The organism is Bacillus cereus group sp. MYBK227-1, from assembly GCF_051916325.1.
GTDB classification, from domain to species: Bacteria; Bacillota; Bacilli; order Bacillales; family Bacillaceae_G; genus Bacillus_A; species Bacillus_A cereus.
Genome location: NZ_JBQAGK010000012.1, coordinates 33,555 through 57,868, shown reverse-complemented (window position 1 = coordinate 57,868; position 24,314 = coordinate 33,555). Strand labels below are relative to the sequence as shown.

Sequence of the window (24,314 nt, the reverse complement as noted above, 5' to 3'; positions counted from 1 at the left end):
ACTAAGAAAAAACTCTGTAAAAATCATTTTACAGAGTTTTTTTAGTTATTTATTGTTTTACATAACAAATTGTTACTTGTTCGTCTATGTGGAAAATCTGTAACGCTTTACCATCTAAATTTTTAACCTCATATGATGAATAAATAGGTCTTTCTAATTTCACTTCTTGACCATTTTGAGTTCCTTTTTCCACCATTAGCGTTAACTGATGGGAAGAAACGTCTGCTTGGTATGTTCCTGTTAAGTAATTATCTTTATTTGGATAAGAACCATTTGCATATGTTTCAAATGTCTTATCTGCTTTTAGGACTAACGTAGTTTTGACTCCGTCTCCGTAATCAATACCCCAATTACCTACAAGCTCTGTACCGTCTTTATAGTTGTTCTGTACATTCTTAAACTTAGCGGAATCCTCGTCTGGTGTATCAATTTTTCCTTTGAATATACCAGTTTTATCTTGGGTACTGTATGTTTTAACTGTATTACCACTAGATAAACTCGGTGAGTTAGAAGAACTAGTACCACTTGTTGTAGAAGTAGTTGTTGAACCACCCTTAGCTTCCGCTTTTAACTTATCAAATACAGGTTTCCAAATGCGTTTTGCTTCATCTAATTTATTGTTTGCTTTATCTATGATTGCATCATCCGTATCTTTAAGTGTTTTAGAGTAATCAAATAACTTCGATACTTCTTTGAAAGATTCTTTTAACTTTTGAACAGCTTTTACAATTTCCTTATGATCTTCTTTGTATTTTCCTGGTGCATCTATACGCTCTATTTTATTAAATACTTTATCTAAGTCTTTAATACTATCTCGTACCTCTTCATTTGACTTACTTCCCTTTTTATTATCCCTCACAGAAGCATCATAGTAATCTAGACGTCTTAATAAGTCTTCTTCAATGTCTACCATAAGTTGTGGGTAATCCTCAGGCAAAACCATAATCATCTTAACATCTTTACTTTCTTCTTTTGAGTTAGTTGATTTTTCCTTTGTTTCAGATGATTTACCTTCTGACTTAGTTGGATTTGTTCCTTCTGTCTTAGTTTCTTTACTTTCTTGTTTACCAGATTCAGTATTTGTTTTTTCTTTTTCTCCAAATAAATTTGTTACACTACAAGCTGACATAGAAACTACTAATCCGGATGCTAGTAAAATTTTACCTGTACTCTTTTTGAAATTCTTCATATGATTTTTCAATTCTCCCTTTAAAAACATAAAATAGATGTGCTTTAGCCCCTTTAAAACTAAAAAACATACCCCTTCTATATTTATTTTATAATACCTTTCTACGTATAATATTTTACAATTAATTACAGATACGGTCAAAGTTTATCTTAGTTTAACGATGTTCACAAAAAAGATGCGAAGCTTTATTCCTTCAAGTAAAGATTCTAAGTGAGTTTGGATTAAAATTTTTTTATAAAAATCTCATACTTAGTTAAAAAGAGTGATTCTATTTTGATCAATCGTTTTTTCAAAATGAATTTTTTTGTTGTTAAATAAAGATTTGTGACTTCATTTTTATCAAATTTTATTCTAAACCAACATATAGTTATAGCTTTAAAATAAATTTACAAATTTGTATCTAAAAGGGGTGTTTTTGTGTCGAAAAAGAACATCTAGAATTGGTAAGTGGATAGAACTCCATAGATTAAAGTTTTACTTTATCGACTTCACTTTTATTTATCTGAATTTTCCGTTATCATTTTAAGTATTCGTGAACAATTTCCTTTATTACGGCAAAAAGAGATGAGAGATTTATAGACATTTCAAGGGGGTATATTGATGAAAGTGAATGAAAAAACATATCTAAGTATAGAAGAGATTATTTCATTACCAACCGTATCAAGTACAAACATAAGTGATGATGGTAAAAACGTAGCATTTGTTAAGAAGACGGCTGATTGGAAAGACAATACATATAGGAATCATGTATGGATATATGAAAAAGATAAGAAGCAGAGTTACCCATTATCAAATGGTGATATAGATAGTACACACCCATTATGGTCTCCAGATGCTAGGTGTATCGCATATCTTAGTCCAGTTGGTGATGGGAAAAATCAGATATTTGTTAAGTCACTAGATGGTTATAGAGAGGTTCAAATTACCGATGAGAAAGAAGGAGTCAGTACATTCAAATGGGGTCATACTGGCAAGGGTCTTTATTATGTTACGCAGTCAAAAGAATGTGAGGAGATAAAGAAACGTAAGGACCTATATGGAGATTTTCAACATATAGGTAAGGAACACCAGAATAATTGTTTATATTACATTGAAATAGAGAAGGTGATACAAAGTGATACAGATGAACACGAGAACAGAGTCGTTTATCAATTAACGGATGGTAAGGATTTTCATATCCATGAATTTGATATTTCAAATGATGGTAAAAAGGTTGTATTTATGGCGACACCAAGCTCAAATATGGCAGATTATATAAATGGAGATCTATACATACTCCATATTAAAACTGGAGAGCTACAAAAGCTGAATGTGGATAAGTTGTTGGGAGGGAGTGTTTGCTTTTCTCCTGACGGCAGTAAAATATGTTACACAGCAAGCATAAGAGAGAAGGGTTACTATAGAAACCATATACAAGATAGTACGTTAGAGATATATGATATAAATACCGGAGAGCTAATTCAACCTTTAACAGATTTTGATAGTACGGTTATGCCATTACAGTGGACAGCTAAAGGGGTTTTAATTAGGTGGCAGAATAAAACGAATTATCTTATTGGATTGCTAGCCGAAGATGGCACTGTGGAAATATTAAGCGAAAAAGTAAATGGCTTTATAATGGATGCTTCTATAACAAAGGATGGCAAACATATATCCTACAATAAGGCTATAACAAATGAAACCTTTGAAATCTATTTAGACGATAAAAAAATAACGGATGAAAATAGCTTTTTCAAAGGGAAACTTAGAAGTAACAGGGAAATCATCTCATGGAAAAGTAGCGATGGTCTTGAAATAGAAGGTGTTTTATCAACGCCAGTAGAGTTGGACACTAATAAAAAATATCCTTTATTAGTAGTAATTCACGGCGGTCCGGCTTGGGCATCTTTTCCGATATTTTCAGATTGCTTCAATGAGAAATATCCGATTGAACAGTTTGTTGAAAAAGGCTTTATCGTTTTAGAACCAAATTACAGAGGAAGTTCAGGTTATGGTAATGAATTTTTAAAAGCTAACTATAGAAAACAGGGGATTGCTGACTACGATGATGTTATATCTGGAGTGGATGAACTAGTAGAAAAAGGGATGGTAGACAAGGATAGAGTAGGAGTTATGGGATGGAGCAACGGTGGATATGTATCAGCTTTCTGTTCTACGTTTAGTAGTCGGTTTAAAGCTATTTCAGTTGGCGGTGGAATAACTAACTGGAGTACCCATTATGTAAATACAGATATACCTTACTTTATTAGAATGTATTTAGGAAATACTCCATGGAATGATCCAGAGATATATACGAAGACATCACCTATGACGTATATTAAATCAGCTTGTACGCCTACCTTAATTCAACATGGGGAAAAGGATGCAAGAATTCCAATTACAAATGCATATGATCTATATCAAGGATTAATGGATATGGAAGTTGATACAGAATTAATTATATTTAAAGGAATGGCATATAGTTCTGACCAACCAGGAGTTCATGTGGCTATTATGAAGCAGAACTTGATGTGGTTTTCACACTATATTCTTGGAGAGAGTATGGAGGGTTTTAGGACTTTGTAAGGGATGTTTGTACAAGACATAAGGTTGAAACGGTCTTCATATTGAGATGATTTATTATAAAATATATACTTAAACTACTATCAGTACATACATCAGGGAGGACTAATATGACAGGAAATAAAAATGACTTACTAGTAGAAAAACGTGAAGAGTTATTGAAAGTATTGCAAGCTCGTTTTGAGAAAAACATGAACCGCCATGAAGGTCTTGAATGGGCTAAAGTTGAAGCGAAGCTGACTACTAATAATGAAAAAATGTGGTCACTTAACGAAATGGAAGTAACTGGTGGTGAACCGGATGTTGTTGGTTATGATGAAGAAAAGGACGAATATACTTTCTATGATTGTTCAAAGGAGAGTCCTAAAGGCCGCAGAAGTCTTTGTTATGATCTTGAAGCGTTAGAATCAAGAAAAAAACATAAACCAGAAAATAACGCTATTGATGTGGCGGCCGCTATGGGTATTGAGTTATTAACGGAAGAACAATATCGAGAGTTACAAAAACTTGGAGATTTTGATATGAAATCATCGAGTTGGGTACAAACACCTTCAGATATTAGAGAGCTTGGTGGTGCTCTATTTTGCGATTATCGCTTTGGCCATGTTTTCGTGTACCACAATGGAGCAGACTCTTACTATGCTGCCAGAGGTTTTCGTGGCTCGTTAAAAGTTTAAATTAGGATAAATAAGAAAAAGAGCCTATATTCAGGCTCTTTTTCTTATTTATATTTTAAAAGTAAACTGTTACTACGCAGTTTTACTTAATTTATATGTTCCGTGGTTGTTTTTACGGAAAAGTTTAGGGAAAACATAGCCATCTAATCCAATACGTCCAGCGTTCTGCCCTGCAACTAAAATGAACATAGTCAAAATAAGCAGGTTTGGGTTTACACTAACAGTTCCACTTAATAAAAATGAAAGATTCATTATGATTCCGAAAAATGCAGCTGTTTTTGTTAATCCGCCTAAAATTAAACCTAGACCTACTAAAATTTCTCCCCATTGAACTAAAAAGCTAAATAGGTCTGCGTTTGGAAGGACAAAATGTTGAAGAAAATCTGCCCACCAACTTTGTACTGCAGGGTGGTCACCTGATGCTTGAGCAATAGCACCCTTTAGAAAGCCACTTGCGTCAAAAGATTGTCCGAAGACTTTGCCTATCCCAGCAGCGAACCATGTATACCCTATGTAAAGCCGTAAAAGTAATAATATGAAAGTAGCACGTTTATCAGTTCTTAAAAAATTGATAACCATTGAAATCCCTCCAATATTGTATTTACATGTTTATTATATATATATTGTGAACAAATTCACAATAGAGGAAATGTGAACGAATATATGTTTTGAGTAATTGTTTTATTTTTTGTAACATTTCATCTTTTTTGATAGACTAATAATAGAGATATATCAAAAGGAGGCAAAGACTAGATATGTGGATGAACTTGTAATGATTAGAAACTACTAGATAGATGAATTTTGCTCTCATAAGCGAGGGTTTATTTAGTCATCTGTAAATCATTCAAGGAATGCATATTTGGATTGTACATCCCTTTTATAAGGATAGGTGCCTATTTTATGTATCTGTCTTTTTTGTGGGAAAGTTTATATCTCTTATATAAAATATGCGTCCTTTAAACTTGGAGGAGTATATGATGAACCAATTAAAAAATAAAGTAGCAGTTATTACAGGGGTAAGTCGTCTAGATGGTATAGGCGCAGCGGTTTGTAAAGAATTAGCTGAATCAGGATACGATATATTTTTTACGTATTGGACAGCTTACGATAAAGAGATGCCTTGGGGCGTTGATAAAAATGAACAAATACAATTAAAAGAAGAGTTACTAAAAAACGGTGTTAAAGTCTCAAGTATGGAGTTAGATTTAACTCAGAATGATGCACCGAAAGAGCTTATAAATAAAGTTACTGAACAATTAGGGTACCCTCATATATTAATTAATAATGCAGCATATTCTACGAATAATGATTTCTCTACGTTGACTGCTGAAGAATTAGATAAGCATTATATGGTGAATATTCGTGCGACTACATTGCTCAGTAGTCAATTTGCCCGAGGATTTGATAAAAAATCTGGTGGTAGAATTGTGAATATGACTTCGGGGCAATTTCAAGGTCCTATGGTAGGAGAACTAGCGTATGCAACAACGAAGGGAGCTATTGATGCTCTTACTAGTACGTTGTCAGCAGAGGTAGCTCATTTAGGAATAACAGTGAATGCAATTAATCCAGGACCAACTGATACAGGATGGATGACTGAAGAGATAAAACAAGGGTTAAAGCCGATGTTTCCTTTTGGCAGAATTGGTGAGCCAAAGGATGCAGCTAGACTCATTAAATTTTTAGTAAGTGAAGAAGCTGAGTGGATTACTGGGCAAGTTATTCATTCAGAAGGTGGATTTAAAAGATAAAAAAGAAGGTATCTCACCTTAGTGAGATACCTTCTTTTTTAATCTTTCTTCAACCTTCGTGCAATACCATTCCCTAAAGACTGTAATCCTTGAACGAGGATAATTAAAATAAAGACAGTTGCATACATTACTTCAGGTTCATAGCGTAAATGTCCGAAGCGATATGCTAAGTCCCCTAGCCCACCAGCGCCTACAAGACCAGCCATTGCTGTTGCGCCGATTAAGCCAATCGTTGCAATTGTTAATCCAAGTACAAGGGAGGGACGAGCTTCTTTCACCATAACGTGCCAAATAATTTTTATAGTAGAAACGCCCATCGCTTGATAGGCTTCAATAACGCCGCGATCTACTTCTAATAAAGCAGTTTCCATTAATCGTGCAATATAAGGGGCCGTGAATACGACAAGCGGTACGATTACGCCTTGTACACCAATGGAGGTTCCCATTAGAAACTTTGTAAAAGGTAAAATGAAGAATAATAGAATGATAAATGGAAGAGAGCGAATGATATTAATAATTGTATTAAGAATTGGGTAAATGATTTTATTTTCGTGCTGCCCACCAGGTCTTGTTAAAACAAGTGTGACACCAAGTGGTAGTGCAATAAGGATAGAGATGAATAGTGAAATAGATGTCATTTGAAATGTTTGAATGGTTGCTTCCCATATGACTTTACCCCATTCATCCAAAAAGGACTTGTTTCCCATAATCTGTTCTACCCCCTTCTACGATGATTCCTTGCTCTTGTAAAAATGATAAAGCGTGGTTGATTTCATTTTGTTCCCCTTGCATATGAATGACAAGTTTCCCGTATGCCTCATGTTTTAACTGTGTAATATTACCGGATAAAATATTTGGATACACTTGGAAACGTTTTGTAGCGATAGCTAACGCTGGTTCACCAGAAGAATTTCCTATAAATGAAAGTGTTACGATTTCTCCGGTTCTTTGTAGTTCTTTTTGTACTTCAGCTGGGATTTTTGCTGCAAATGCACTATTTACAAATTTCTTCGTTGTTACATGTTGTGGGTTTGTGAAGATATCTTTTACAGTCCCACTTTCGACTACAGATCCATGTTCCATAACAGCAACGCGGTCACATATACGCTGGATGACATTCATTTCATGTGTAATGAGTAAAATCGTAATTCCGATTTCTTCGTTAATCTTTAATAGCAAATCAAGGATAGAATCGGTTGTTTCTGGATCTAATGCGCTCGTTGCTTCATCACTTAATAACACTTCAGGTTCATGTGATAGCGCACGAGCAATTGCGACACGCTGTTTTTGACCACCAGAAAGTTCGCTTGGATACGCATCTTTTCTATTAAAAAGATCGACAATGCGTAAATACTTTTCTACTCTTTTTTCAATTTCTTCTTTTGGAATGCCAGCAAGCCGTAACGGTAATGCGATATTTTCATAAACGGTAACAGTTTTAAGTAAATTGAATCCTTGAAAGATCATTCCGATTTTTTGTCTCGCTTTTGCTAGTTCTTTTGTCGATAACGTTGTTAAGTCTTGTTCGTTTACAATGATATTTCCTGTCGTTGGTTTTTCTAATAAATTTACACATCGAATCAATGTACTTTTACCAGCGCCACTATACCCAATGATTCCAAATACCTCGCCTTTTTCTACTTTAAGGGAAGTAGACTTAAGAGCCTCAATATTCCCTTTTTTTGTTGTAAATACTTTGGATATGTTTTTTAATTCAATCATTATCGTCAGCTCCTACCAAGATGGTAAAACTGAACCATCAAATTTTTTCTCGATAAACTCTTTTACTTCTTTAGATTGATAAGCTTTCTTTAATTTATTTACAACGGCATCATCTTTATTTTCAGTACGAACAACAACCCAGTTCACATAGGGTGAATCTTTTCCTTCGCGGAAAATAGAATCTTTCGCTGGACTTAATTTTGCACCTAATGCAAAGTTTGTGTTAATTGCAGCTGCTTTCACTTCACTTAGTTGCGTTGGTAATTGAGATGCCTCTAATTCGACAATCTTTAATTTTTTTGGATTTTCAATTACATCTTTTGCAGTCGCTTTTTCTGTAGCCTTTGGATCAACTTTTAAAACCCCTGCTTTTTCAAATAATTTTAAAGCTCGAAGTTCATTCGTTGGGTCATTTGGTACAGCAATTGCATCGCCCTCTTTTAAGTCTTTTACATCTTTTATATCTTTAGAATATACACCCATAGGGAATGTTACTGTTGAAAATACTTCAGCTAATTTCATATTGCGTTCAGCTTTAAATACATCTAAATACGATTTCGTTTGGTAGCTATTTACATCAAGGCTTTTTTCATCTAATGATACGTTTGGCGCTACATAATCATTAAATATTTTTATATCAATTTCGAGACCATCTTTTGCTGCAACTTCTTTTACCTTTTCAAAAATTTGTTCATGTGGTCCACCTGTTACACCGACAGTAATCTTTTTCTCGTCTAATTCTTTTACCTCTTTATTTGAACTCACACTACATGCGCCTAATAATAATACTGCTCCGCTTACAATGCTTAATAATACCTTTTTCATCTATAAATCCCCCTTCATATACGTTCCAAAATAAAAAGCACCTCCCAAAAAATAAGAGAGGTGCCGAATAGACGAAATAGATTCCTCTCTTATCTTCCAAAACGAAAACTCGTTTTGCAGGAATTAGCACCTTAGCTTATACGTCATAAGCTCGGTTGCCGGGCATCATCGGGCCAGTCCCTCCGCCACTCTTGATAAGAGTATGTGTATGTAGTTTTGAATATGGTACTAATAGTAAATCGTACAAAAAGAATTGTCAATTATATTTTCAGAATATATTTTATTTTAAGGTAATCGAAACGTTCCCCTTTTTATGTCCTTTTTCTACATATATATGAGCTTCAGCAATTTCTTCTAATCGGTAAGTTCTATCAATAACAGGCTTTAGCTTTTCTGTTTCAGCTAGTTGTTTTAGTAGGTTCATATCTTCTTTACTGACTTTTGCCATCATTCCGTTCACAGATACATATTTTCCATTAGGCATTAATGCATCTGTACAAAGAGACTTATTATATTTTCCAACGGCATCAAATATAATATCATAGTGCTCGCCCCGCTTAGTAAAATCTTCTTTCATATAATCAATTACGTTGTCTGCCCCTAAAGCTGTTACTAAATCGAAATTCGAACTACTACAAATGGCTGTGACAGTCGCCCCGAAGTATTTCGCAAGTTGTACGGCAGCTGTCCCTACTGACCCAGAGGCGCCGTATATAAGTACTCGTTGCCCTTTTTTTATCTGTCCTTTTCTAAGGAAGTGCAATGCTGAAGTTCCGCCAAAAGGAATAACGGCAGCTTCTTCATATGTCACATTGGTAGGTTTTAATGCTATTAATCCACTTTCATGCACGCATGTGTATTCGGCATAACCACCAAGGTTTAGTTCTGTTAATGCAAAAACTTGATCTCCTTTTTTAAATTGTGTTACATCTGTTCCAATGTCTTCGATTTCACCGGATAACTCTACGCCAAGTATAGGTTTTCTCGGTTTTCTGAAACCTAATATGATCCGCATAGGAATCCAAAATAAGAGGGGGCTATTAAAGCCACGTATTCTACAATCTCCAGTCGATACACTTGTTGCGTGAATTTTAACTAATACTTCATTTTTTTTAGGTTTAGGCTTTTCTATATTTTGAAGTTGGAGAACATTAGGTGGTCCATACTTTGTGCAAATAATAGCTTTCATAATGACCTCCTGAAATGAGTTGTTATTATTTACATCATATTTAAACTTTTTCTCAAACATGTTGCTATATAGGAAATAAATTTAAAGAAGAATATTACGAATTATATAGATTTCATAGGAAAAGAGATGATATTATTTTTGGGAAGGAGGGGACGTTATGAAAAAAATTATTTTAATTTCAAGTTTAGTACTTGCAGTCGGTCTAGGAGTAGGGTGTAGTAATGAGAAAGCAAAAAAGACTGATGAACCGAAAAAAGAAGCTGTGCAGAAAGAAAAGGAATTAACAGCGAAGGATGTTTTTAATAAAGCGAATGAAGCTTTTAAAAACGAAGAAAATGTAACGATGACATATGATGTGGGAATAAAGGCTGAAGGAACAGAGATGAATGTAATAAAGGCCAAAATGCAATTAGAGCCGAAGAAAAAAAATTCTCGTTCTGAAATGAATGTTTCTGGTACAGAGGTTGTTGTTTATGATGTGGGTGGCAAAATTGCTGGTCAGTTGAAAAATCCTAATACGGGTGAAGTTATGTCTGTACCAGAGGAACAATTAAATGCTAACGGAATGAATGCGACTCAAGGAATGGTAGATAATTTAGAGATTCCATCGGAAATTTTAAATAAAGTGAAGATGGAGAAAAGTGGAGATAATTATAAGCTGAAGTTTGCATTAAAAGGGCAAGAGACAGAGAGTATGTTAGCTAGTATGGATGAAAAGCAGAAACAAATGCTACAAGGCCAAAATGCAAAGATAGAAGAAATAGATGGAGAATATATTATTACAAAAGATTTTAAATATGAATCAGCAAAGATAGATATGGTTATGAGTAGCAATGGTGAGGATAAAGCGCACATTATTACGGATGCGAAGTTTACATCGTATGATAAATTTGATCCAATACAATTGCCAGCAGCAAAGTAATCACTGTCAAGAGAGGTACCTGAAAGAACGGGTATCTCTTTTTGTTGCTAATAAGGAGAGTGTCCTTTGAAAAAAAGAAAGATAGTAGTGGTCATTGTCGCATATACGGTTTTGCTTGCAACGTCTGTACATACGTATAAAAAACAAATTGATCATCCTATTATGAGTGATGTAGGTAAATTGCTTCCGACAAAAATAAAACGTGTTGAAAGTGCTACGGAAGAGCACTCGTTAATAAAATTAGTGCGAGATGCAAAAGTTTCAGGAGAGAAAATTTCCATTGCAGGCATGCAACATAGCCAAGGAGGACAGACATATTATCCAAATGGCACGATGCTCGATATGAAAGGATATAATAAAATATTAGAATTTGATCCAGAGAAGAAGTGGATTACAGTTCAAAGTGGTGTCACGTGGAATGATATTCAGAAGAAAATAAATCCATATGGCCTTGCGGTACAGGTCATGCAGTCTCAAAATATTTTTACTGTTGGTGGTTCATTAAGTGTAAATGTACACGGGCGTGATATTCGTCATGAGGCACTAATTGATACAGTAGATTCATTTAGATTGTTAATGGCAGATGGCACGGTACGTAATGTAAGTAGAGAAGAAAATGCAGAGTTATTTCCATATGTCATTGGGGGTTACGGTTTATTTGGAGTTATTTTAGATGTGACGCTGAAGTTAACAGATGATGAATTATATGAAATGCACACGAGAATGATAGATTATAAAGAATACGCATCTTATTTCAAAGAGAAAGTGAAAAGAGATGAGAATGTTCGTATGCACTTAGCGCGTATTTCTGTTGCTCCAAATTCATTTTTAAAAGAGATGTATGTGACAGATTATACTTTGGCACAAAATCAAAATATGAGAGAAGAGTACAGTGAATTAAAGGAAGAAAATATTATAGCGGTACCGAAATTTTTACTTGGGTTATCACGTTATAGTGATTGGGGAAAGAATACGTTTTGGGATATACAAAGAGGTTATTTTGAACGTACAGATGGAAAGTATGAGACGCGTAATAATGTTATGAGATCAGATAGTGCTTTTATGGAATATGAAAATCCAAATAGGACCGAAGTGTTACAAGAATACTTTGTGCCTATAGATGCTTTCACGGAGTATATAGATGATTTACGTAACGTATTAAATGAAGAAGAGTTTAATTTACTCAACATTACGATTCGTTACGTGAAAAAGAATGAAAATGCAGTTTTGTCCTATGCGAAAGATGATATGTTTGCGCTGGTTCTTTTGATTAACCAGGGACGCTCAGAGAGTGAGATAAAGAAAACAGAGGATGTCATTCGGAAGATGATTGATGTTACTTTAAAGCATAACGGTAGTTACTATTTGCCGTACTATTCTTATCCAACGAAAGAGCAGTTAAAGAGGGCATATCCTCGTATTGAAGAATTTCTCAAGAAAAAGAAGGAAGTAGATTCAGAAGAGAGATTTGTGAATTTATTTTATAGGGAGTATACGAAATGACATATAGAAGATTTGTGGCTTCGCAAAGTATCATCATGATGGCAGGAAGTATGGTATTTCCTTTTTATATATTATTGCTTCGAAACATTGGAAATAGCTTCTCGCAATTTGGCTGGGCGTATGGCTTATTTGCTTTAACATCAGCACTTGTATATCCACTAGTGGGAAAGGTATCTGATCAAGTAGGTGATAAAAAATTATTAATCATATACGCTTGGTCCATGGCAATCTTAATGCTTTGCTTTCCGATTGCCACGGAAGTATGGCATGTGTATATTCTTCAAATTGTAATGGGAGTTTTAGGTGCTGTGCAGCGTAATACTGAGAAGACTTCATTAGCACGAAAGGTTGCGCAGGAAAAGGCTGGTTATGAGATTGGAAAATACCATGTGTGGACATCCATTGGCGGAGCAGTAGCGGTTATTGCCACGGGATATTTAGTAGATTTCTTTACGATTGGTACAATTTTTTATATTGCATCTATTCTATATGTAGTGAGCGGGATTGTATTAAGTAGTAAAAAAATATAACTATTCCTATTTTCACCTTAATACCCTTTATTTGTTATACTAAAAGGGAATACAAAAGAAAAGGGGACAGTGCCTTTGATGAAATTTGTAGTTTTAGCTATTCTTACTTTGTTTTTGATTCCATGGACAAGAAGTAGTAGTAAGCTTCGAGCAGTGGATAAGAAGGGAGATAAGAAGGTTGTAAAGGGTAAGAAATCATCTATTTTAGTTATTCCTGTTTTATTTTGGATAGGTATTGCAATCTATGAATACTTTTGGCTAATTGATGATCGGGTAGACTCGATTCTTACTCATTATTCTGTTGCAGTAGCAATTTTAATTGGGCTTGTTTTATTTTCACAAGATCAAATAGGGAAATTAGAAGGCACATTAAAAGGACTTCTAATGTTTATTTTACTCGCAAGTTACGGCTACTTTGGTTATTTGCATGATATAGTAATCTCGCAAAAGAAATATGATTCTGTTGTTAAGGTAGAGAAAGATATTTCAGAGCCATTTACTGAAAATGACCAGCCGTTTACAGTGCCGCCAAAGACAGCGGAGAATAAGATGAAAAAAGTATTTGGTGATATTCCAAAAGTAGCTTATTTTGAGCTAGGAGAATTAACGCCACAAATGGTAAACGGCGAGGCTTTATATGTAGCGCCGATTGAAGTTTCAGGATTTTTTAAAGCGCGTAAAGCTGAGACAATTCCAGGGTACGTAACGATGTCAGGTACGAATCCTGATGCGGAAGCGAAACTGCACCTCGGTTATAAAATGAAATATGTGCCAAGCATGTTTTTTGGTAATAATTTAGAGCGTGTGGTAAGGCAAGCAGAACCAAATTTAATCTTTAAAGGAAAACCTAAATTTGAGGTTGATGATAAAGGAAAACCATATTATACAATGACGTATGGTGAATTTATTTCAGGAAGATCTGGATTTGAGGTAGAAGGTGTTGTCGTAGTAGATGCACAAACAGGTGAAGTGAAAAGATATGATAAAGGAAAGGCACCTAAATTTGTTGATGGTGTATTAAATCATGAGACTGCATCTACGTTAAATGCGTACTTTGGTAAATATATTCACGGATTTTGGAATACGAAATTCTCACAAACAGATATGAAAATTCCGACTGAGTGGGGAACGAAAGAAGGCGTGACCCCGATCTTTGGTAAAGATGGAACACTGTATTATTTTACAGACTTTACTTCTCCAAAAGAAGGAGTAGATTCAGCCCTAGGCTATTCATTAGTAGATGCACGCACAGGCAAGCTATATTACTATAATGGAAAAGAAGTAAAGGGGATTATGGATGGTTCAGCAGCTACAGAAGTAGTAGATAATTCCTTTAAGAGAGAGAAATGGCATGGGACAATGCCTGTCATTTATAACGTATACGGTAAACCAGCTTGGATTATTCCGGTTGTTGATGACGGAGGCCTAGTACGTGCACATACAGTTGTATATGCTGCTAATGCAAAAATATTTGCGACAGGTTCTTCGCAGAAAGAAGCGCTTGAGAATTATAAAAACGTAATGAGCGGTAATGGTGATACATTTAGACCAACCTCAACAGGAAAAGAAGCGCAAAAAGAAGGTATTGTACAACGTGTATATAAAGAAAAATCAGGTGAAAATACAATCGTGTACGTACTTTTAGAGAATGAACAAAAGGTATTTATGATACCGGTGAAGAAATTCCCATATGCTATGTTTACAGAAGTAGGAGACCCAATTCAAATTACATATTTAGATACGGGAGAGATGATGTCCTCAGTATCTAAATTTACGAATAGCAATGTGAAAAAGTAAAGCGATAGAATTTCTATCGCTTTTTTTACATTATGAAAGAGGAAAATGCGCTGTACTTGACGTATGTTTATGATGTAACTATAATTGTTACGATTCAGTTTGTATAGGAAAGGGTGAATTGAAAAAGTGAATGAAGTTAATCACGAAATATATAAACCTGTAAAGGCAAACAGGTTATGGATGATTCTTGTATTAGGAACACTTACGGCGATTGGACCATTATCTATTGATATGTATTTGCCTTCATTACCGAAGTTAACGGATGATTTGCAAACAGGTGCATCCCTCGCGCAGCTTACATTAACAGCTTGTTTGCTTGGGCTGTCAGTAGGACAATTATTTGTTGGCTCAATTAGTGATATTTACGGAAGACGCAAACCTCTTATTATTGCTCTTATTATTTATGTTGCTTCTTCTTTACTTTGTGCTGTTGCGCCATCTATTTGGACATTAGTGTTATTGCGCTTCCTACAAGGAGCTTCAGGATCAGCCGGGATTGTTATATCACGTGCGATGGTACGTGATATGTATTCAGGTTCTGAAATGACGAAGTTTTTCTCACTGCTTATGTTAGTAAACGGAGCAGCGCCTATTTTGGCACCGATTATTGGGGGGCAATTATTACAGTTTACAACGTGGCGCGGTGTTTTCATCGTTCTTGGAGCAATTAGCGTATTCATGTTAATCTCAGCTACTTTTGTATTGCGTGAAACATTACCTCCTGAAGAAAGAGAAACGGGTGGTTTGTCAGGGACTTTGGCGACGTACGGAAAATTGTTAAAGGACCGTCTGTTTATGGGATATGCATTGTCACAAGGATTAGTAACAGCGGCAATGTTTGCATACATTTCGGGCTCACCATTTGTGTTGCAGAACATATACGGAGCATCACCACAGCAATTTAGTTTATTCTTTGCGATTAACGGCATCGGTATTATTATTGCTAGTCAGGTAACGGGTCGTTTAGCGGGGAAAGTGAATGAGAAGACATTATTTGTTGCTGGTATTATTATCGCAGCTGTTGGTGGCCTATCTTTACTACTGACAATCGTAGTAGGAATAGGTTTAATCGGTGTTTTATGTTCGTTATTCCTTGTTGTATCAAGTGTCGGGGTTGTATCAACAACTGGGTTCTCATTAGCGATGAGAAATCAGAAGCAAGCTGCAGGAACAGCGTCAGCTTTATTAGGCTTATTACAGTTCATTTCAGGAGCGCTTGTCGCTCCGCTAGTAGGTATTGGTGGAAGTAATACAGCATTACCGATGGGTGTTGTTATTGCGCTTTGTGAAGTAGGAGCAGTGTTATGTTATCTATTTATGGCCAGAAGAAGTGAGAAGCAGTTTGAACTGCAGCAAAAACAAAATTTAGAGGCTTAACAAAAAAGAACTGATTCAAAGGGAATGTTTGAATCAGTTCTTTTTTTCATTTCTTTGAAATACCTCATACAGTTTTTTAAGGTGATGTAGTAAAGCATTGCAAAAGTTATTTGTATAAAGTGACGATACTGTGACAAACATGTTGGTATATATATTACGATGTCGTCTTAAGTGTAAAAAGTAGGGCGTTCTCGGTATAATAACAAGTGGAGATAAAAGAAACTATAATGAGTAATAGCTGTAGATAAAAGGAGAAGAAGAGATGAAGAAGGTTTTGGGTATTGCTGTAATGGGAAGTATGCTCCTTCTAGCAGGGTGTAATGGAAATAAAGATACGAAAGAAAAGGTAGAGCAATCTACTGAACAAACAGAAGAGATGAAAGAATACCGTGCAGTACATGAAAAATACGATATAAAAATCAATAAAGAAATTAATAAAGCACTGCAGTTATTTGAAGTGGCAAAAGAAAAGGGCGGTAAGGAAATAACGAATGCTACATATAAAGAAGATGTGCAAAAGGTAACAACTAGCATGTTAGAAGATATTGATCATATACGTAAAGAAATTCGTGTTCCAAAATCGAAAGAGCAAGAACATGAGGTATATGTTGGTTTCTTGAATGAATCAGAACAAGCGATGAAAAAATTACAGAAGTTAGCGAAAGAAGAAGATTCATCGTTGATTCGTGATATAGAAATTAACTTTGCAACAGCATCGACATACTATAAACGTTTTCAAGCAGAAACGAAAAAATAACCTTGCCTGTGCAAGGTTATTTTTTCTTCTTACCATCTCCGTCTTCATCCTCGGATACTAATACCTTCTGTTCTTCGTGAAATTCGGAAATAGTTTGCCCGGTAATATTATCGAAAGGAGTATAAAAAGAAGTAATACGTTTCTTTTTAATAAAGAGTTTATAGAAGCCGATGATGACAAGTATAACGATTGTTAAGGGTAATCCTATAGTAGCAAGAAGTAAGGGGTCCATCTTATAACTCCTTTAATATCATTTCTTTTTATTATAAGCCGAAAACTGTAATTTCGATAAAAGAATTAAAAACTGACTTTTCTAAATTTATCCAATTAGATTGACTTTTCAATTTTTCAGAATTATAATTCGAGATATACAATTTGAACTAAATAATAATATAGCAATTTACTTATCCAGAGAGGTAGAGGGACTGGCCCTATGACACCTCAGCAGCGGGTTCTGTAATAAGAACACCGTGCTAATTCCAGCAAGCAAGTCTTGAAAGATAAGTGATGGGCCTTTGTTTATTAAGCCTTGATCTTATTTTTTAAGATCAAGGCTTTTTGTATTCTAAAAAGAGAAAAGGGAGTAATGGAAAAAGTACGTTTATAAAACTAAGTAAATATATGTGTTTAGGGGGTTATTAGGGTGTATGTAATTAAAAAATTATCGGTTATGGTGTTCACACTATGGGTTATTACGACGGTGACATTTCTAATTATGCATATTATTCCGGGGGATCCATTTTCATCAGATGCAAAAATTTTTCCTGAAGAAGTGATCCAAAACATGAGAGCGAAGTATCACCTTGATGAACCGTTATGGAATCAATATGTTGCTTATTTAGACGGTGTAGTTCATTTTGATTTTGGCGAATCTGTTCAATCAACTGGGCAAGGTGTATCAGAAATTATAACAACTGGCTTTGGTCCATCAGCAATTATTGGTCTACAAGCACTTGTTATTTCATTGTTGGTAGGAATTGCGGCAGGGACATTTGCTGCTCTATATCATGGGAGATTAATTGACTATAGTGTGAGTTTGCTCGCAATTCTAGGTATTTCTATTCCAAGTTTTATTTTAGCACCACTATTTATACAAGTATTCGCTATCCAATTTGAGCTTTTACCAGTAGCCTCTTGGGGAACATTCGAACATACAGTATTGCCATCCTTTGCATTAGCGTTAGGGCCAATCGCAGTTATTACAAGGTTTGTTCGTTCTAATATGATCGAAGTACTGCAGAGTGATTATATTAAGCTAGCAAGAGCAAAAGGCATACCAATTAAGAAGATTATTATAAGACATGCTCTTCGAAATGCGATTGTTCCAGTACTTACATTTGTGGGACCGTTAATGGCTGGACTTTTAACAGGGACTTTCGTTATTGAAAAAATCTTTTCAATTCCTGGCCTAGGAAAATATTTTGTAGATAGTATTTTTAACCGAGACTATCCGGTGATTATGGGAACAACGATTTTTTATAGTGCATTATTAATTGCTTGTATTTTCATTACAGATATTATTCACCGCATTGTTGATCCGCGTATTCGTTCTATTACATAAGGAGGGGGGATATTAAAATGGGAGCTTATGAAATTAATGAACAGTTATTAACGAAAGAAGAGAAAAAAGAATTAACGATAAATAAAAATCAGCAAACGATTAGCAGAAAGAAAGAAGTGTTTCGTAAGTTTATATCGAATCCAATCGCAGTTTTAGGAACAGTGACGTTATTGCTAATTATTGTTTTCTCGCTTATTGGCGAAAGTTTAACTTCATTTACTGCGAGTGAACAAGTAAAAGAGGCAACAAATTTACCGCCGAGTAGTGAACATTGGTTTGGAACAGATGATTTAGGGAGAGATATTTGGGCACGTACTTGGGCTGGTGGGAAGATTTCACTAACAGTGGGATTAGTAGCAGCTGCCCTCGATATAGGGCTTGGTGTACTGATTGGTGGATTTAGTGGATACGTGAGAGGGCGTAATCGCCTTGGAACGTTAATTGATGAGTGGATTATAAGAGGAATTGAAGTATTATACGGCATCCCATATTTATTAATTGTTATTTTACTATTAATTGTTATGAAACCAGGTCTTTTCACCATTATTATCGCCCTTGCATTAACGGGATGGATTGGAATGGCTCGTCTCATTCGAGCACAAGTATTGTCTTTAAAACAACGAGAGTTTGTTATTGCAGCAGAGCGATTAGGTACATCACATATGAAAATTATATATGGGCATTTAATTCCGAATTTAACAGGCATTATTATCGTCAATTTATCATTTACAATTCCGGCAGCTATTTTTTCAGAATCATTTTTAAGCTTTATAGGACTTGGGGTACAATCACCAGCGGCAAGTTGGGGGACGATGACGAATGACGCACTCGGGACATTATTGAGCGGAGAATGGTGGCAACTATTTTTCCCAGCAATCATGATTGCGCTCATTATGTTCGCATTTAATGCGATTGGTGATGGTTTACAAGATGCAATTGATCCAAAAATCGTAAAACGGAATCGAAAGGAGAAAAAACATGGGACAGCTCTTATCTTTAGAAAACGTAACGTTAGCCGTTGAAAAAGAGAATAGTAACCAAGCAATTGTGAAGCATGTTTCCTTTTCTATTAGCGAAGGTGAAATAGTTGCACTTGTAGGAGAAAGTGGTTCAGGGAAAAGTGTTACAGCACAATCTATTATCGGCTTAAATCAAGAATCAATTCATATTGATGATGGAAATATATCTTTTGAATCAAAGGAATTAACGAATCTACAAGAATCAGAATGGAATCAAATTCGAGGGAAAGATATTTCGTTTATCTTTCAAGACCCACTTTCATCTTTAAATCCGACGATGAAGGTAGGAAGGCAAATTACAGAGGTGATTTTGCAACACGAAAAGAAATCGAAAAAAGAAGCAAAAGAAATTGCGATTAACTTATTAAATGATTTAGGGATACATGAAGCAGAGAAACGCTTTGAACAGTACCCACATCAATTAAGCGGAGGCATGAGGCAACGTATTTGTTTAGCAATCGCATTTGCCTGCCACCCCAAACTCGTTATTGCGGATGAACCTACGACAGCATTAGATGTAACAATTCAAAAGCAAATTATGGAGTTATTAAAGGAAAGAAAGGAAAAGCAAAATACGAGTATTTTACTAATTACGCACGATTTAGCACTTGTACGTGAAGTAGCGGATCGAGTAGTTGTGATGTATGGAGGACGTGTTGTTGAAAAAGGAACGATAGAGGAAGTGATAGGTTCCCCTAAACATCCATACACAAAAAGCTTATTACAAGCAATTCCGAATATGGATGATTCCGAAAAGGTATTACGTGCAATAGAAGGAACGACACCTTCCATTGAAACATTAAATAGCTTTGGTTGTCCTTTTGTAAATCGTTGTCCAGTAGCGATAAAAGAATGTATTCATCGTTTCCCAGAGAGAACAACGTATTCTAAGGAGCATAGTTCACATTGCTGGCAGCATGTTCTGGAGCATAATAAAGCGAAATCAAAAGAGAAGGTGAATGCCTCATGACGACAGATTTAATTACTGTAAAGCAAGTAACAAAAACATATGGAAGTAGAAGTAAAGAAATCACAGCGTTAAAAGATATATCACTTTCTATCCCGAAAGGAACAACACTCGGCATTATTGGTGAAAGTGGTTCAGGAAAAACAACACTTGGAAAGCTTATAGCTGGGATTGAGAGCCCAACGTCTGGTGAAATTGATTATAACGGTCAAGTCGTTCACAAGCTGAAATCAGCTCATAGGCGAGATTTTTTACAGAAAGTACAGTTCATTTTTCAAGATTCCACAGCAGCATTAAATCCGCGCTGGAAAGTACGCGATAGCGTAACGGAAGGTTATATTTCATTCGGTTTAGGTGATAAAGGATTAAAGGATAAAGTAGCGGGTGATGCGCTAGAGCGTGTTGGATTAGATAGAAGATATATTGATCGATATCCGCATGAATTTAGCGGAGGACAACGTCAACGTATCGCTATTGCAAGAGCGTTATTGTGTGAGCCGGAAGTATTGATTCTTGATGAACCAATTTCAGCATTAGACGTTTCATTGCAAATTCAAATTGTACATCTGCTGCAAAAAATCCAAAAAGAACAAGGTTATACATATTTATTCATCGCTCACGATTTACCGATGGTTCACTATTTATGTGAAAAAGTAGCTGTCTTATACAAAGGAGAACTTGTTGAATTTGGAAATACGGACGAAGTATTCCGTAATCCACAACATTCTTATACAAAAACATTATTAGCATCAACACCAAAAATTTCAGGTTAAAGGAGAATGTAGGATGAAGAAGTTTTTACTGTTTGTCATTATGACTGTTTTAGCGATTACTTCTGTCGCTTGCGGTAAGAAAGAGACGCAAAAGGCGAGTGCTGGTAAGGGAGAAGGAGATCGATTAGTAACGAATATTAGTAGTGATCCATATACACTTGATTCTGCTATTGCAACAGATAGCACGTCAGGTTATATAATTGGACAGTTGTTTTCAAGTTTATATACGCAAGATAATAATGGGAAATATCAAAATGAATTAGCGGAGAAAGAAGAAGTAAATGCTGATGGAACTGAATATACAATCCATTTGAAGAAAGATATTAAATGGTCAGATGGTTCTCCTATTACAGCAAATGATTTTGAATTTGCATGGAAGCGATTATTAAATCCGAAAACGGGTTCTATGAATGCGACAGAAATGTATTTTATTAAAGGGGCAGAGGCGTATAATACTGGAAAAGGTGAAGAGGGACAAGTTGGTATTCAAGTTGTTGATCCTCAAACATTAAAGGTAACCCTTGAACACCCAGTTGCTTCTATTAAACAAAAACTAGCAAGCTCACTATTTATTCCATTAGCTAAAAAGTCGATTGATGATAATAATAAATTAAAAACAGATCCAAAAGAGTTAATTACGAATGGGCCATTCACGTTAAAAGAATGGAAGCATAACCAAGCTATTACAGTACAAAAAAATAAAGAATTCTATGATAAAAGGGTAACTCTAAAAGAAATTGAGTTTCGTATTATTCCAGACTCTAAAACAGCGTATCAATTATTTAAATCCAAAGAATTAGATTTACTAAGTGGTTTACCACAAGAGATGATCGAAAAAGAAAAAGGAAATAAAGAATATAAGCGTGTTGCAGGGTTCTCTTCTTATATTTATTCGTTTAACGTAGAAAAAGAGCCGTTTACAAATGCGAAGGTACGTAAAGCATTTTCATTAGCGGTTGATCGTAAATTTATCGTTGAAAAATTGTATAAAAATAATGCGCAAGAAGCATATGCATTCGTTCCAGAAGGAGCAAAAACACAAAGTGGCCGTGATTTCCGTAAAGAAAAAGGTGATTACGTTAAATTTGATCCAGCGGAAGCGAAAAAGTTATTAGAAGAAGGCATGAAAGAACAAGGCTGGTCTACATTACCTGAAGTAACATTAAAATTCACTACAGATACACAACATAAAAAAGTAGCAGAAGCAATGCAAGAAATGTTTAAGAAAAATCTTGGCGTAGATATTAAATTAGAAAATAAAGAGTGGAAGAGTTACATCGACACATACAAGCAAAGTGATTTCCAATTAGCTTATATGGGATGGGGCGGCTCTTTATTAGATCCAATTACTAAACTAGATTTATATGCGGGTGATGGTCCAAATAACTATGCAAAATGGCATAATAAAGAATTTGACGCTTTAATAAACGAAGCAAAAGTTGAACAAAACGAGGATAAGCGTTTTGAATTATTGCATAAAGCGGAAGATATTATGTTTACAGATTCACCATTAATCCCAATTATTTTCCCAAGTGCTTCCTATTTACAAAAATCATCAGTATCCGGTGTCCAATTCATTATTGGTTCTAGTCCAGAATTAAGATACGCAAAAATTAAAAAATAAAGAAGTAGGCAACCGCCTACTTCTTTATTTTATTTCTCTTTTATATTCTTTTTTCGTTCCATCAGAGAAGACAACTTCTAAATCAAATTTTTGATAGTCTTTATCAAGTTTGAATACGTTCACTACTTGATCGATTACTTCTTGGTCAGCAGTATCTTTATCAAATTTTAATTCTTGTAGAAGTGGGCTTAATTTTGTGATAGCCTCGTCTCCTGTTAATTTTACATCTGCTTTATGATCTTCAATTTTTGCTTCCATTTTCTTGTCAGCTGCTACATTTTTATAGTCTGCTTCGTAGTCTTTCTTTGTATCTTGATAGTCTGCCTTTAAATCGAATTCATTGAAGTTTAGTTTTAAATCTGCAGGAGCCTCATTTTTTGCTTCTTCAGTCGTCTTTTTATTAGAAGTTGTGTCTTCTTTGGCAGGAGCTTTACATCCTGTTAATGCAGGTACTAGCATAAGAGCTAATAAAACTGATAGTAGAATTCTCATTATAAATTCCTCCTTATGTAAATTCGTTCTATACAAGTTTTTCCCAAAAACATGTAATTATGTATGTGTTGAAAATAAATTATTATCCTGCAGTCACGAGGGCTAATCCGCAATTTAAATCAAAAACGATTTGTATGTATATGGTAAATTGAAATTGTGAGGGAGGGGCTAAAATGCATGAAGAATATAAAGAGATAATAAAAAAATCAATTGAATATATAGAGAATCACTTACATGAGGAGCTTACAACAGAAAGAGTGGCATCTCACAGTGCCGTATCGATGTACCATTTTCATCGCATCTTTCAAAGATATGTTGGGATGAGTGTAACGGATTATATTCGAAAGAGAAGGTTAACTCATGCTGCGCAAGTTTTAGTGTCAACGGAGAGAGCTGTTATTGATATTGCACTGCAATACGGTTTTTCCTCACAAGAGGCATTTACGAGAGCTTTTAAAAGAATGTTTCAATTGCCACCAAAGAAATATCGAAAGTACTTTCAGTCATTTTATATAGAAAGAGAGGGTGTTTCAATGCAAAAAGGTATACCGAAAGGATGGATCTTAAGTGGGAGTCATCCTGCTGAATATGAGATGGGTTTAGATTATGAAGTTGTCCATCAAGGAAAAGTATCTGCATACATAAAAGCAAAAGAGAATGTTACGAACGGAGGATTTTCAACATTAATGCAAATGTTCAGAGCGGATAAATATGTAGGGAAGAGATTACGTTTTACAGCATTTGTTAAGAGTGAAAATGTAAGAGATTGGGCAGGATTGTGGATGCGAGTAGATGGAAAAGATACAGAACCGCTCGCTATGGATAATATGCAAAATCGCCCCATTAAAAATACGAATAACTGGCAATCGTACTCGGTTGTATTAGATATAAAAGAAGAAGCACTTGGTATTGCATTTGGTGTTTTATTATCAGGAGAAGGTTGTGTGTGGCTAGATAGTATTCGCTTTGATGAAGTAGATGAAAAAATTCCTTCAACAGATTTGGCAGAGAACTTTTATGAAACACTTTTAGAAGAGCCGGTGAATCTGCAATTTGAAGAAGTAGAAAAATAAAAAA

Annotated in this window: 23 protein-coding genes and 2 riboswitches; of the genes, 15 read left to right on the top strand and 8 right to left on the bottom strand. The window is 35.2% G+C overall.

The window, feature by feature from the left end:
• Nucleotides 1-49: 49 nt before the first annotated feature.
• Nucleotides 50-1,201, bottom strand: coding sequence for a DUF3994 domain-containing protein (locus ACTFRM_RS29345; RefSeq protein ID WP_400589683.1), 1,152 nt, complete (start codon nucleotides 1,199-1,201; stop codon nucleotides 50-52).
• A 588-nt stretch (nucleotides 1,202-1,789) separates the two neighbouring features.
• Between ACTFRM_RS29345 and ACTFRM_RS29340 the strand changes: the two genes are divergently transcribed.
• The gene (locus ACTFRM_RS29340) at nucleotides 1,790-3,754 is read left to right on the top strand and encodes a S9 family peptidase (RefSeq protein ID WP_173601037.1); all 1,965 of its coding nucleotides are present in this window, start codon (nucleotides 1,790-1,792) and stop codon (nucleotides 3,752-3,754) included.
• A gap of 107 nt (nucleotides 3,755-3,861) precedes the next feature.
• Entirely contained in the window at nucleotides 3,862-4,428 is a 567-nt protein-coding gene (locus tag ACTFRM_RS29335; protein WP_048538436.1) for a DUF4256 domain-containing protein, read from the top strand.
• A 72-nt stretch (nucleotides 4,429-4,500) separates the two neighbouring features.
• Here the strand turns inward: ACTFRM_RS29335 and ACTFRM_RS29330 are convergent, their stop codons facing one another.
• Nucleotides 4,501-5,007: a DoxX family membrane protein gene (locus ACTFRM_RS29330; protein ID WP_025690519.1), complete on the bottom strand. Its 507-nt coding sequence runs from the start codon at nucleotides 5,005-5,007 to the stop codon at nucleotides 4,501-4,503.
• Between the two features lie 395 nt (nucleotides 5,008-5,402).
• Here ACTFRM_RS29330 and ACTFRM_RS29325 point away from each other — a divergent pair, with 395 nt between their 5' ends.
• Nucleotides 5,403-6,179: an SDR family oxidoreductase gene (locus tag ACTFRM_RS29325; RefSeq protein ID WP_002182367.1), complete on the top strand. Its 777-nt coding sequence runs from the start codon at nucleotides 5,403-5,405 to the stop codon at nucleotides 6,177-6,179.
• Between the two features lie 38 nt (nucleotides 6,180-6,217).
• Here ACTFRM_RS29325 and ACTFRM_RS29320 read toward each other — a convergent pair whose 3' ends face one another.
• From ACTFRM_RS29320 to ACTFRM_RS29305, 4 genes are all read right to left on the bottom strand, one after another.
• Nucleotides 6,218-6,886, bottom strand: coding sequence for a methionine ABC transporter permease (locus ACTFRM_RS29320; RefSeq protein WP_000527136.1), 669 nt, complete (start codon nucleotides 6,884-6,886; stop codon nucleotides 6,218-6,220).
• Nucleotides 6,861-7,901, bottom strand: a complete 1,041-nt coding sequence (locus ACTFRM_RS29315; RefSeq protein ID WP_173601038.1) for a methionine ABC transporter ATP-binding protein — start codon at nucleotides 7,899-7,901, stop codon at nucleotides 6,861-6,863. Before ACTFRM_RS29315 ends, ACTFRM_RS29320 begins: the two co-directional genes overlap by 26 nt.
• Before the next feature lie 12 nt (nucleotides 7,902-7,913).
• The gene (locus ACTFRM_RS29310; protein WP_173601039.1) at nucleotides 7,914-8,726 is read right to left on the bottom strand and encodes a MetQ/NlpA family ABC transporter substrate-binding protein; all 813 of its coding nucleotides are present in this window, start codon (nucleotides 8,724-8,726) and stop codon (nucleotides 7,914-7,916) included.
• Between the two features lie 86 nt (nucleotides 8,727-8,812).
• A riboswitch (SAM riboswitch) is annotated at nucleotides 8,813-8,927 on the bottom strand.
• Nucleotides 8,928-9,006: 79 nt separating this feature from the next.
• Nucleotides 9,007-9,915, bottom strand: a complete 909-nt coding sequence (locus ACTFRM_RS29305; protein ID WP_000643856.1) for an NAD(P)-dependent alcohol dehydrogenase — start codon at nucleotides 9,913-9,915, stop codon at nucleotides 9,007-9,009.
• Nucleotides 9,916-10,072: 157 nt separating this feature from the next.
• Between ACTFRM_RS29305 and ACTFRM_RS29300 the strand changes: the two genes are divergently transcribed.
• The 6 genes from ACTFRM_RS29300 to ACTFRM_RS29275 all read left to right on the top strand — a co-directional run bounded on the left by ACTFRM_RS29300 (nucleotide 10,073) and on the right by ACTFRM_RS29275 (nucleotide 16,801).
• Nucleotides 10,073-10,837, top strand: a complete 765-nt coding sequence (locus ACTFRM_RS29300; protein WP_000720580.1) for a DUF6612 family protein — start codon at nucleotides 10,073-10,075, stop codon at nucleotides 10,835-10,837.
• 66 nt (nucleotides 10,838-10,903) lie between these two features.
• Nucleotides 10,904-12,340 carry an FAD-binding protein gene (locus tag ACTFRM_RS29295; protein WP_426867404.1) on the top strand — a complete coding sequence of 479 codons (1,437 nt, stop codon included), beginning with the start codon at nucleotides 10,904-10,906 and terminating at the stop codon, nucleotides 12,338-12,340.
• Entirely contained in the window at nucleotides 12,337-12,870 is a 534-nt protein-coding gene (locus ACTFRM_RS29290) for an MFS transporter (RefSeq protein WP_000222352.1), read from the top strand. Before ACTFRM_RS29295 ends, ACTFRM_RS29290 begins: the two co-directional genes overlap by 4 nt.
• A gap of 78 nt (nucleotides 12,871-12,948) precedes the next feature.
• Nucleotides 12,949-14,667 carry a DUF3981 domain-containing protein gene (locus ACTFRM_RS29285; protein ID WP_173601049.1) on the top strand — a complete coding sequence of 573 codons (1,719 nt, stop codon included), beginning with the start codon at nucleotides 12,949-12,951 and terminating at the stop codon, nucleotides 14,665-14,667.
• 117 nt (nucleotides 14,668-14,784) lie between these two features.
• Nucleotides 14,785-16,044 (top strand): multidrug effflux MFS transporter, encoded by a 1,260-nt coding sequence (locus tag ACTFRM_RS29280; RefSeq protein WP_309233874.1) that lies wholly within the window; start codon nucleotides 14,785-14,787, stop codon nucleotides 16,042-16,044.
• Nucleotides 16,045-16,306: 262 nt separating this feature from the next.
• A complete protein-coding gene (locus ACTFRM_RS29275; RefSeq protein WP_000756541.1) occupies nucleotides 16,307-16,801 on the top strand; it encodes a hypothetical protein in 495 nt (164 codons plus the stop codon).
• A 16-nt stretch (nucleotides 16,802-16,817) separates the two neighbouring features.
• Here ACTFRM_RS29275 and ACTFRM_RS29270 read toward each other — a convergent pair whose 3' ends face one another.
• Entirely contained in the window at nucleotides 16,818-17,033 is a 216-nt protein-coding gene (locus tag ACTFRM_RS29270) for a DUF3951 domain-containing protein (protein WP_000371386.1), read from the bottom strand.
• Nucleotides 17,034-17,202: 169 nt separating this feature from the next.
• Nucleotides 17,203-17,308: riboswitch (SAM riboswitch) on the top strand.
• Nucleotides 17,309-17,444: 136 nt separating this feature from the next.
• Here ACTFRM_RS29270 and ACTFRM_RS29265 point away from each other — a divergent pair.
• From ACTFRM_RS29265 to ACTFRM_RS29245, 5 genes are read left to right on the top strand one after another with little or no spacing between them, the layout of a single operon-like run.
• Nucleotides 17,445-18,362 carry an ABC transporter permease gene (locus tag ACTFRM_RS29265; RefSeq protein WP_078386433.1) on the top strand — a complete coding sequence of 306 codons (918 nt, stop codon included), beginning with the start codon at nucleotides 17,445-17,447 and terminating at the stop codon, nucleotides 18,360-18,362.
• Between the two features lie 17 nt (nucleotides 18,363-18,379).
• The gene (locus tag ACTFRM_RS29260) at nucleotides 18,380-19,384 is read left to right on the top strand and encodes an ABC transporter permease (RefSeq protein ID WP_000501538.1); all 1,005 of its coding nucleotides are present in this window, start codon (nucleotides 18,380-18,382) and stop codon (nucleotides 19,382-19,384) included.
• Nucleotides 19,341-20,351, top strand: a complete 1,011-nt coding sequence (locus ACTFRM_RS29255) for an ABC transporter ATP-binding protein (RefSeq protein WP_000531264.1) — start codon at nucleotides 19,341-19,343, stop codon at nucleotides 20,349-20,351. The genes ACTFRM_RS29260 and ACTFRM_RS29255 overlap by 44 nt, the downstream gene beginning before the upstream one ends.
• Nucleotides 20,348-21,121: an ABC transporter ATP-binding protein gene (locus tag ACTFRM_RS29250; RefSeq protein WP_016124190.1), complete on the top strand. Its 774-nt coding sequence runs from the start codon at nucleotides 20,348-20,350 to the stop codon at nucleotides 21,119-21,121. The genes ACTFRM_RS29255 and ACTFRM_RS29250 overlap by 4 nt, the downstream gene beginning before the upstream one ends.
• 13 nt (nucleotides 21,122-21,134) lie before the next feature.
• Complete coding sequence (locus ACTFRM_RS29245) at nucleotides 21,135-22,745, top strand: peptide ABC transporter substrate-binding protein (RefSeq protein ID WP_440043825.1); 1,611 nt, start codon at nucleotides 21,135-21,137, stop codon at nucleotides 22,743-22,745.
• A gap of 24 nt (nucleotides 22,746-22,769) precedes the next feature.
• Here the strand turns inward: ACTFRM_RS29245 and ACTFRM_RS29240 are convergent, their stop codons facing one another.
• On the bottom strand, nucleotides 22,770-23,237 hold the full coding sequence (locus ACTFRM_RS29240; protein ID WP_001221551.1) for a YusW family protein: 468 nt from the start codon (nucleotides 23,235-23,237) through the stop codon (nucleotides 22,770-22,772).
• Nucleotides 23,238-23,410: 173 nt separating this feature from the next.
• Here ACTFRM_RS29240 and ACTFRM_RS29235 point away from each other — a divergent pair, with 173 nt between their 5' ends.
• Nucleotides 23,411-24,310 carry a helix-turn-helix transcriptional regulator gene (locus ACTFRM_RS29235; protein WP_000544200.1) on the top strand — a complete coding sequence of 300 codons (900 nt, stop codon included), beginning with the start codon at nucleotides 23,411-23,413 and terminating at the stop codon, nucleotides 24,308-24,310.
• Nucleotides 24,311-24,314 lie beyond the last annotated feature (4 nt).

Coding starts and splice junctions, on each gene's coding strand:
- ACTFRM_RS29270 (WP_000371386.1), bottom strand. CDS start 17,033: ATGGACCCCTTACTTCTTGCTACTATAGGATTACCCTTAACAATCGTT.
- ACTFRM_RS29300 (WP_000720580.1), top strand. CDS start 10,073: ATGAAAAAAATTATTTTAATTTCAAGTTTAGTACTTGCAGTCGGTCTA.
- ACTFRM_RS29235 (WP_000544200.1), top strand. CDS start 23,411: ATGCATGAAGAATATAAAGAGATAATAAAAAAATCAATTGAATATATA.
- ACTFRM_RS29245 (WP_440043825.1), top strand. CDS start 21,135: ATGAAGAAGTTTTTACTGTTTGTCATTATGACTGTTTTAGCGATTACT.
- ACTFRM_RS29325 (WP_002182367.1), top strand. CDS start 5,403: ATGATGAACCAATTAAAAAATAAAGTAGCAGTTATTACAGGGGTAAGT.
- ACTFRM_RS29320 (WP_000527136.1), bottom strand. CDS start 6,886: ATGGGAAACAAGTCCTTTTTGGATGAATGGGGTAAAGTCATATGGGAA.
- ACTFRM_RS29290 (WP_000222352.1), top strand. CDS start 12,337: ATGACATATAGAAGATTTGTGGCTTCGCAAAGTATCATCATGATGGCA.
- ACTFRM_RS29260 (WP_000501538.1), top strand. CDS start 18,380: ATGGGAGCTTATGAAATTAATGAACAGTTATTAACGAAAGAAGAGAAA.
- ACTFRM_RS29310 (WP_173601039.1), bottom strand. CDS start 8,726: ATGAAAAAGGTATTATTAAGCATTGTAAGCGGAGCAGTATTATTATTA.
- ACTFRM_RS29250 (WP_016124190.1), top strand. CDS start 20,348: ATGACGACAGATTTAATTACTGTAAAGCAAGTAACAAAAACATATGGA.
- ACTFRM_RS29335 (WP_048538436.1), top strand. CDS start 3,862: ATGACAGGAAATAAAAATGACTTACTAGTAGAAAAACGTGAAGAGTTA.
- ACTFRM_RS29315 (WP_173601038.1), bottom strand. CDS start 7,901: ATGATTGAATTAAAAAACATATCCAAAGTATTTACAACAAAAAAAGGG.
- ACTFRM_RS29240 (WP_001221551.1), bottom strand. CDS start 23,237: ATGAGAATTCTACTATCAGTTTTATTAGCTCTTATGCTAGTACCTGCA.
- ACTFRM_RS29305 (WP_000643856.1), bottom strand. CDS start 9,915: ATGAAAGCTATTATTTGCACAAAGTATGGACCACCTAATGTTCTCCAA.
- ACTFRM_RS29340 (WP_173601037.1), top strand. CDS start 1,790: ATGAAAGTGAATGAAAAAACATATCTAAGTATAGAAGAGATTATTTCA.
- ACTFRM_RS29275 (WP_000756541.1), top strand. CDS start 16,307: ATGAAGAAGGTTTTGGGTATTGCTGTAATGGGAAGTATGCTCCTTCTA.
- ACTFRM_RS29255 (WP_000531264.1), top strand. CDS start 19,341: ATGGGACAGCTCTTATCTTTAGAAAACGTAACGTTAGCCGTTGAAAAA.
- ACTFRM_RS29330 (WP_025690519.1), bottom strand. CDS start 5,007: ATGGTTATCAATTTTTTAAGAACTGATAAACGTGCTACTTTCATATTA.
- ACTFRM_RS29285 (WP_173601049.1), top strand. CDS start 12,949: ATGAAATTTGTAGTTTTAGCTATTCTTACTTTGTTTTTGATTCCATGG.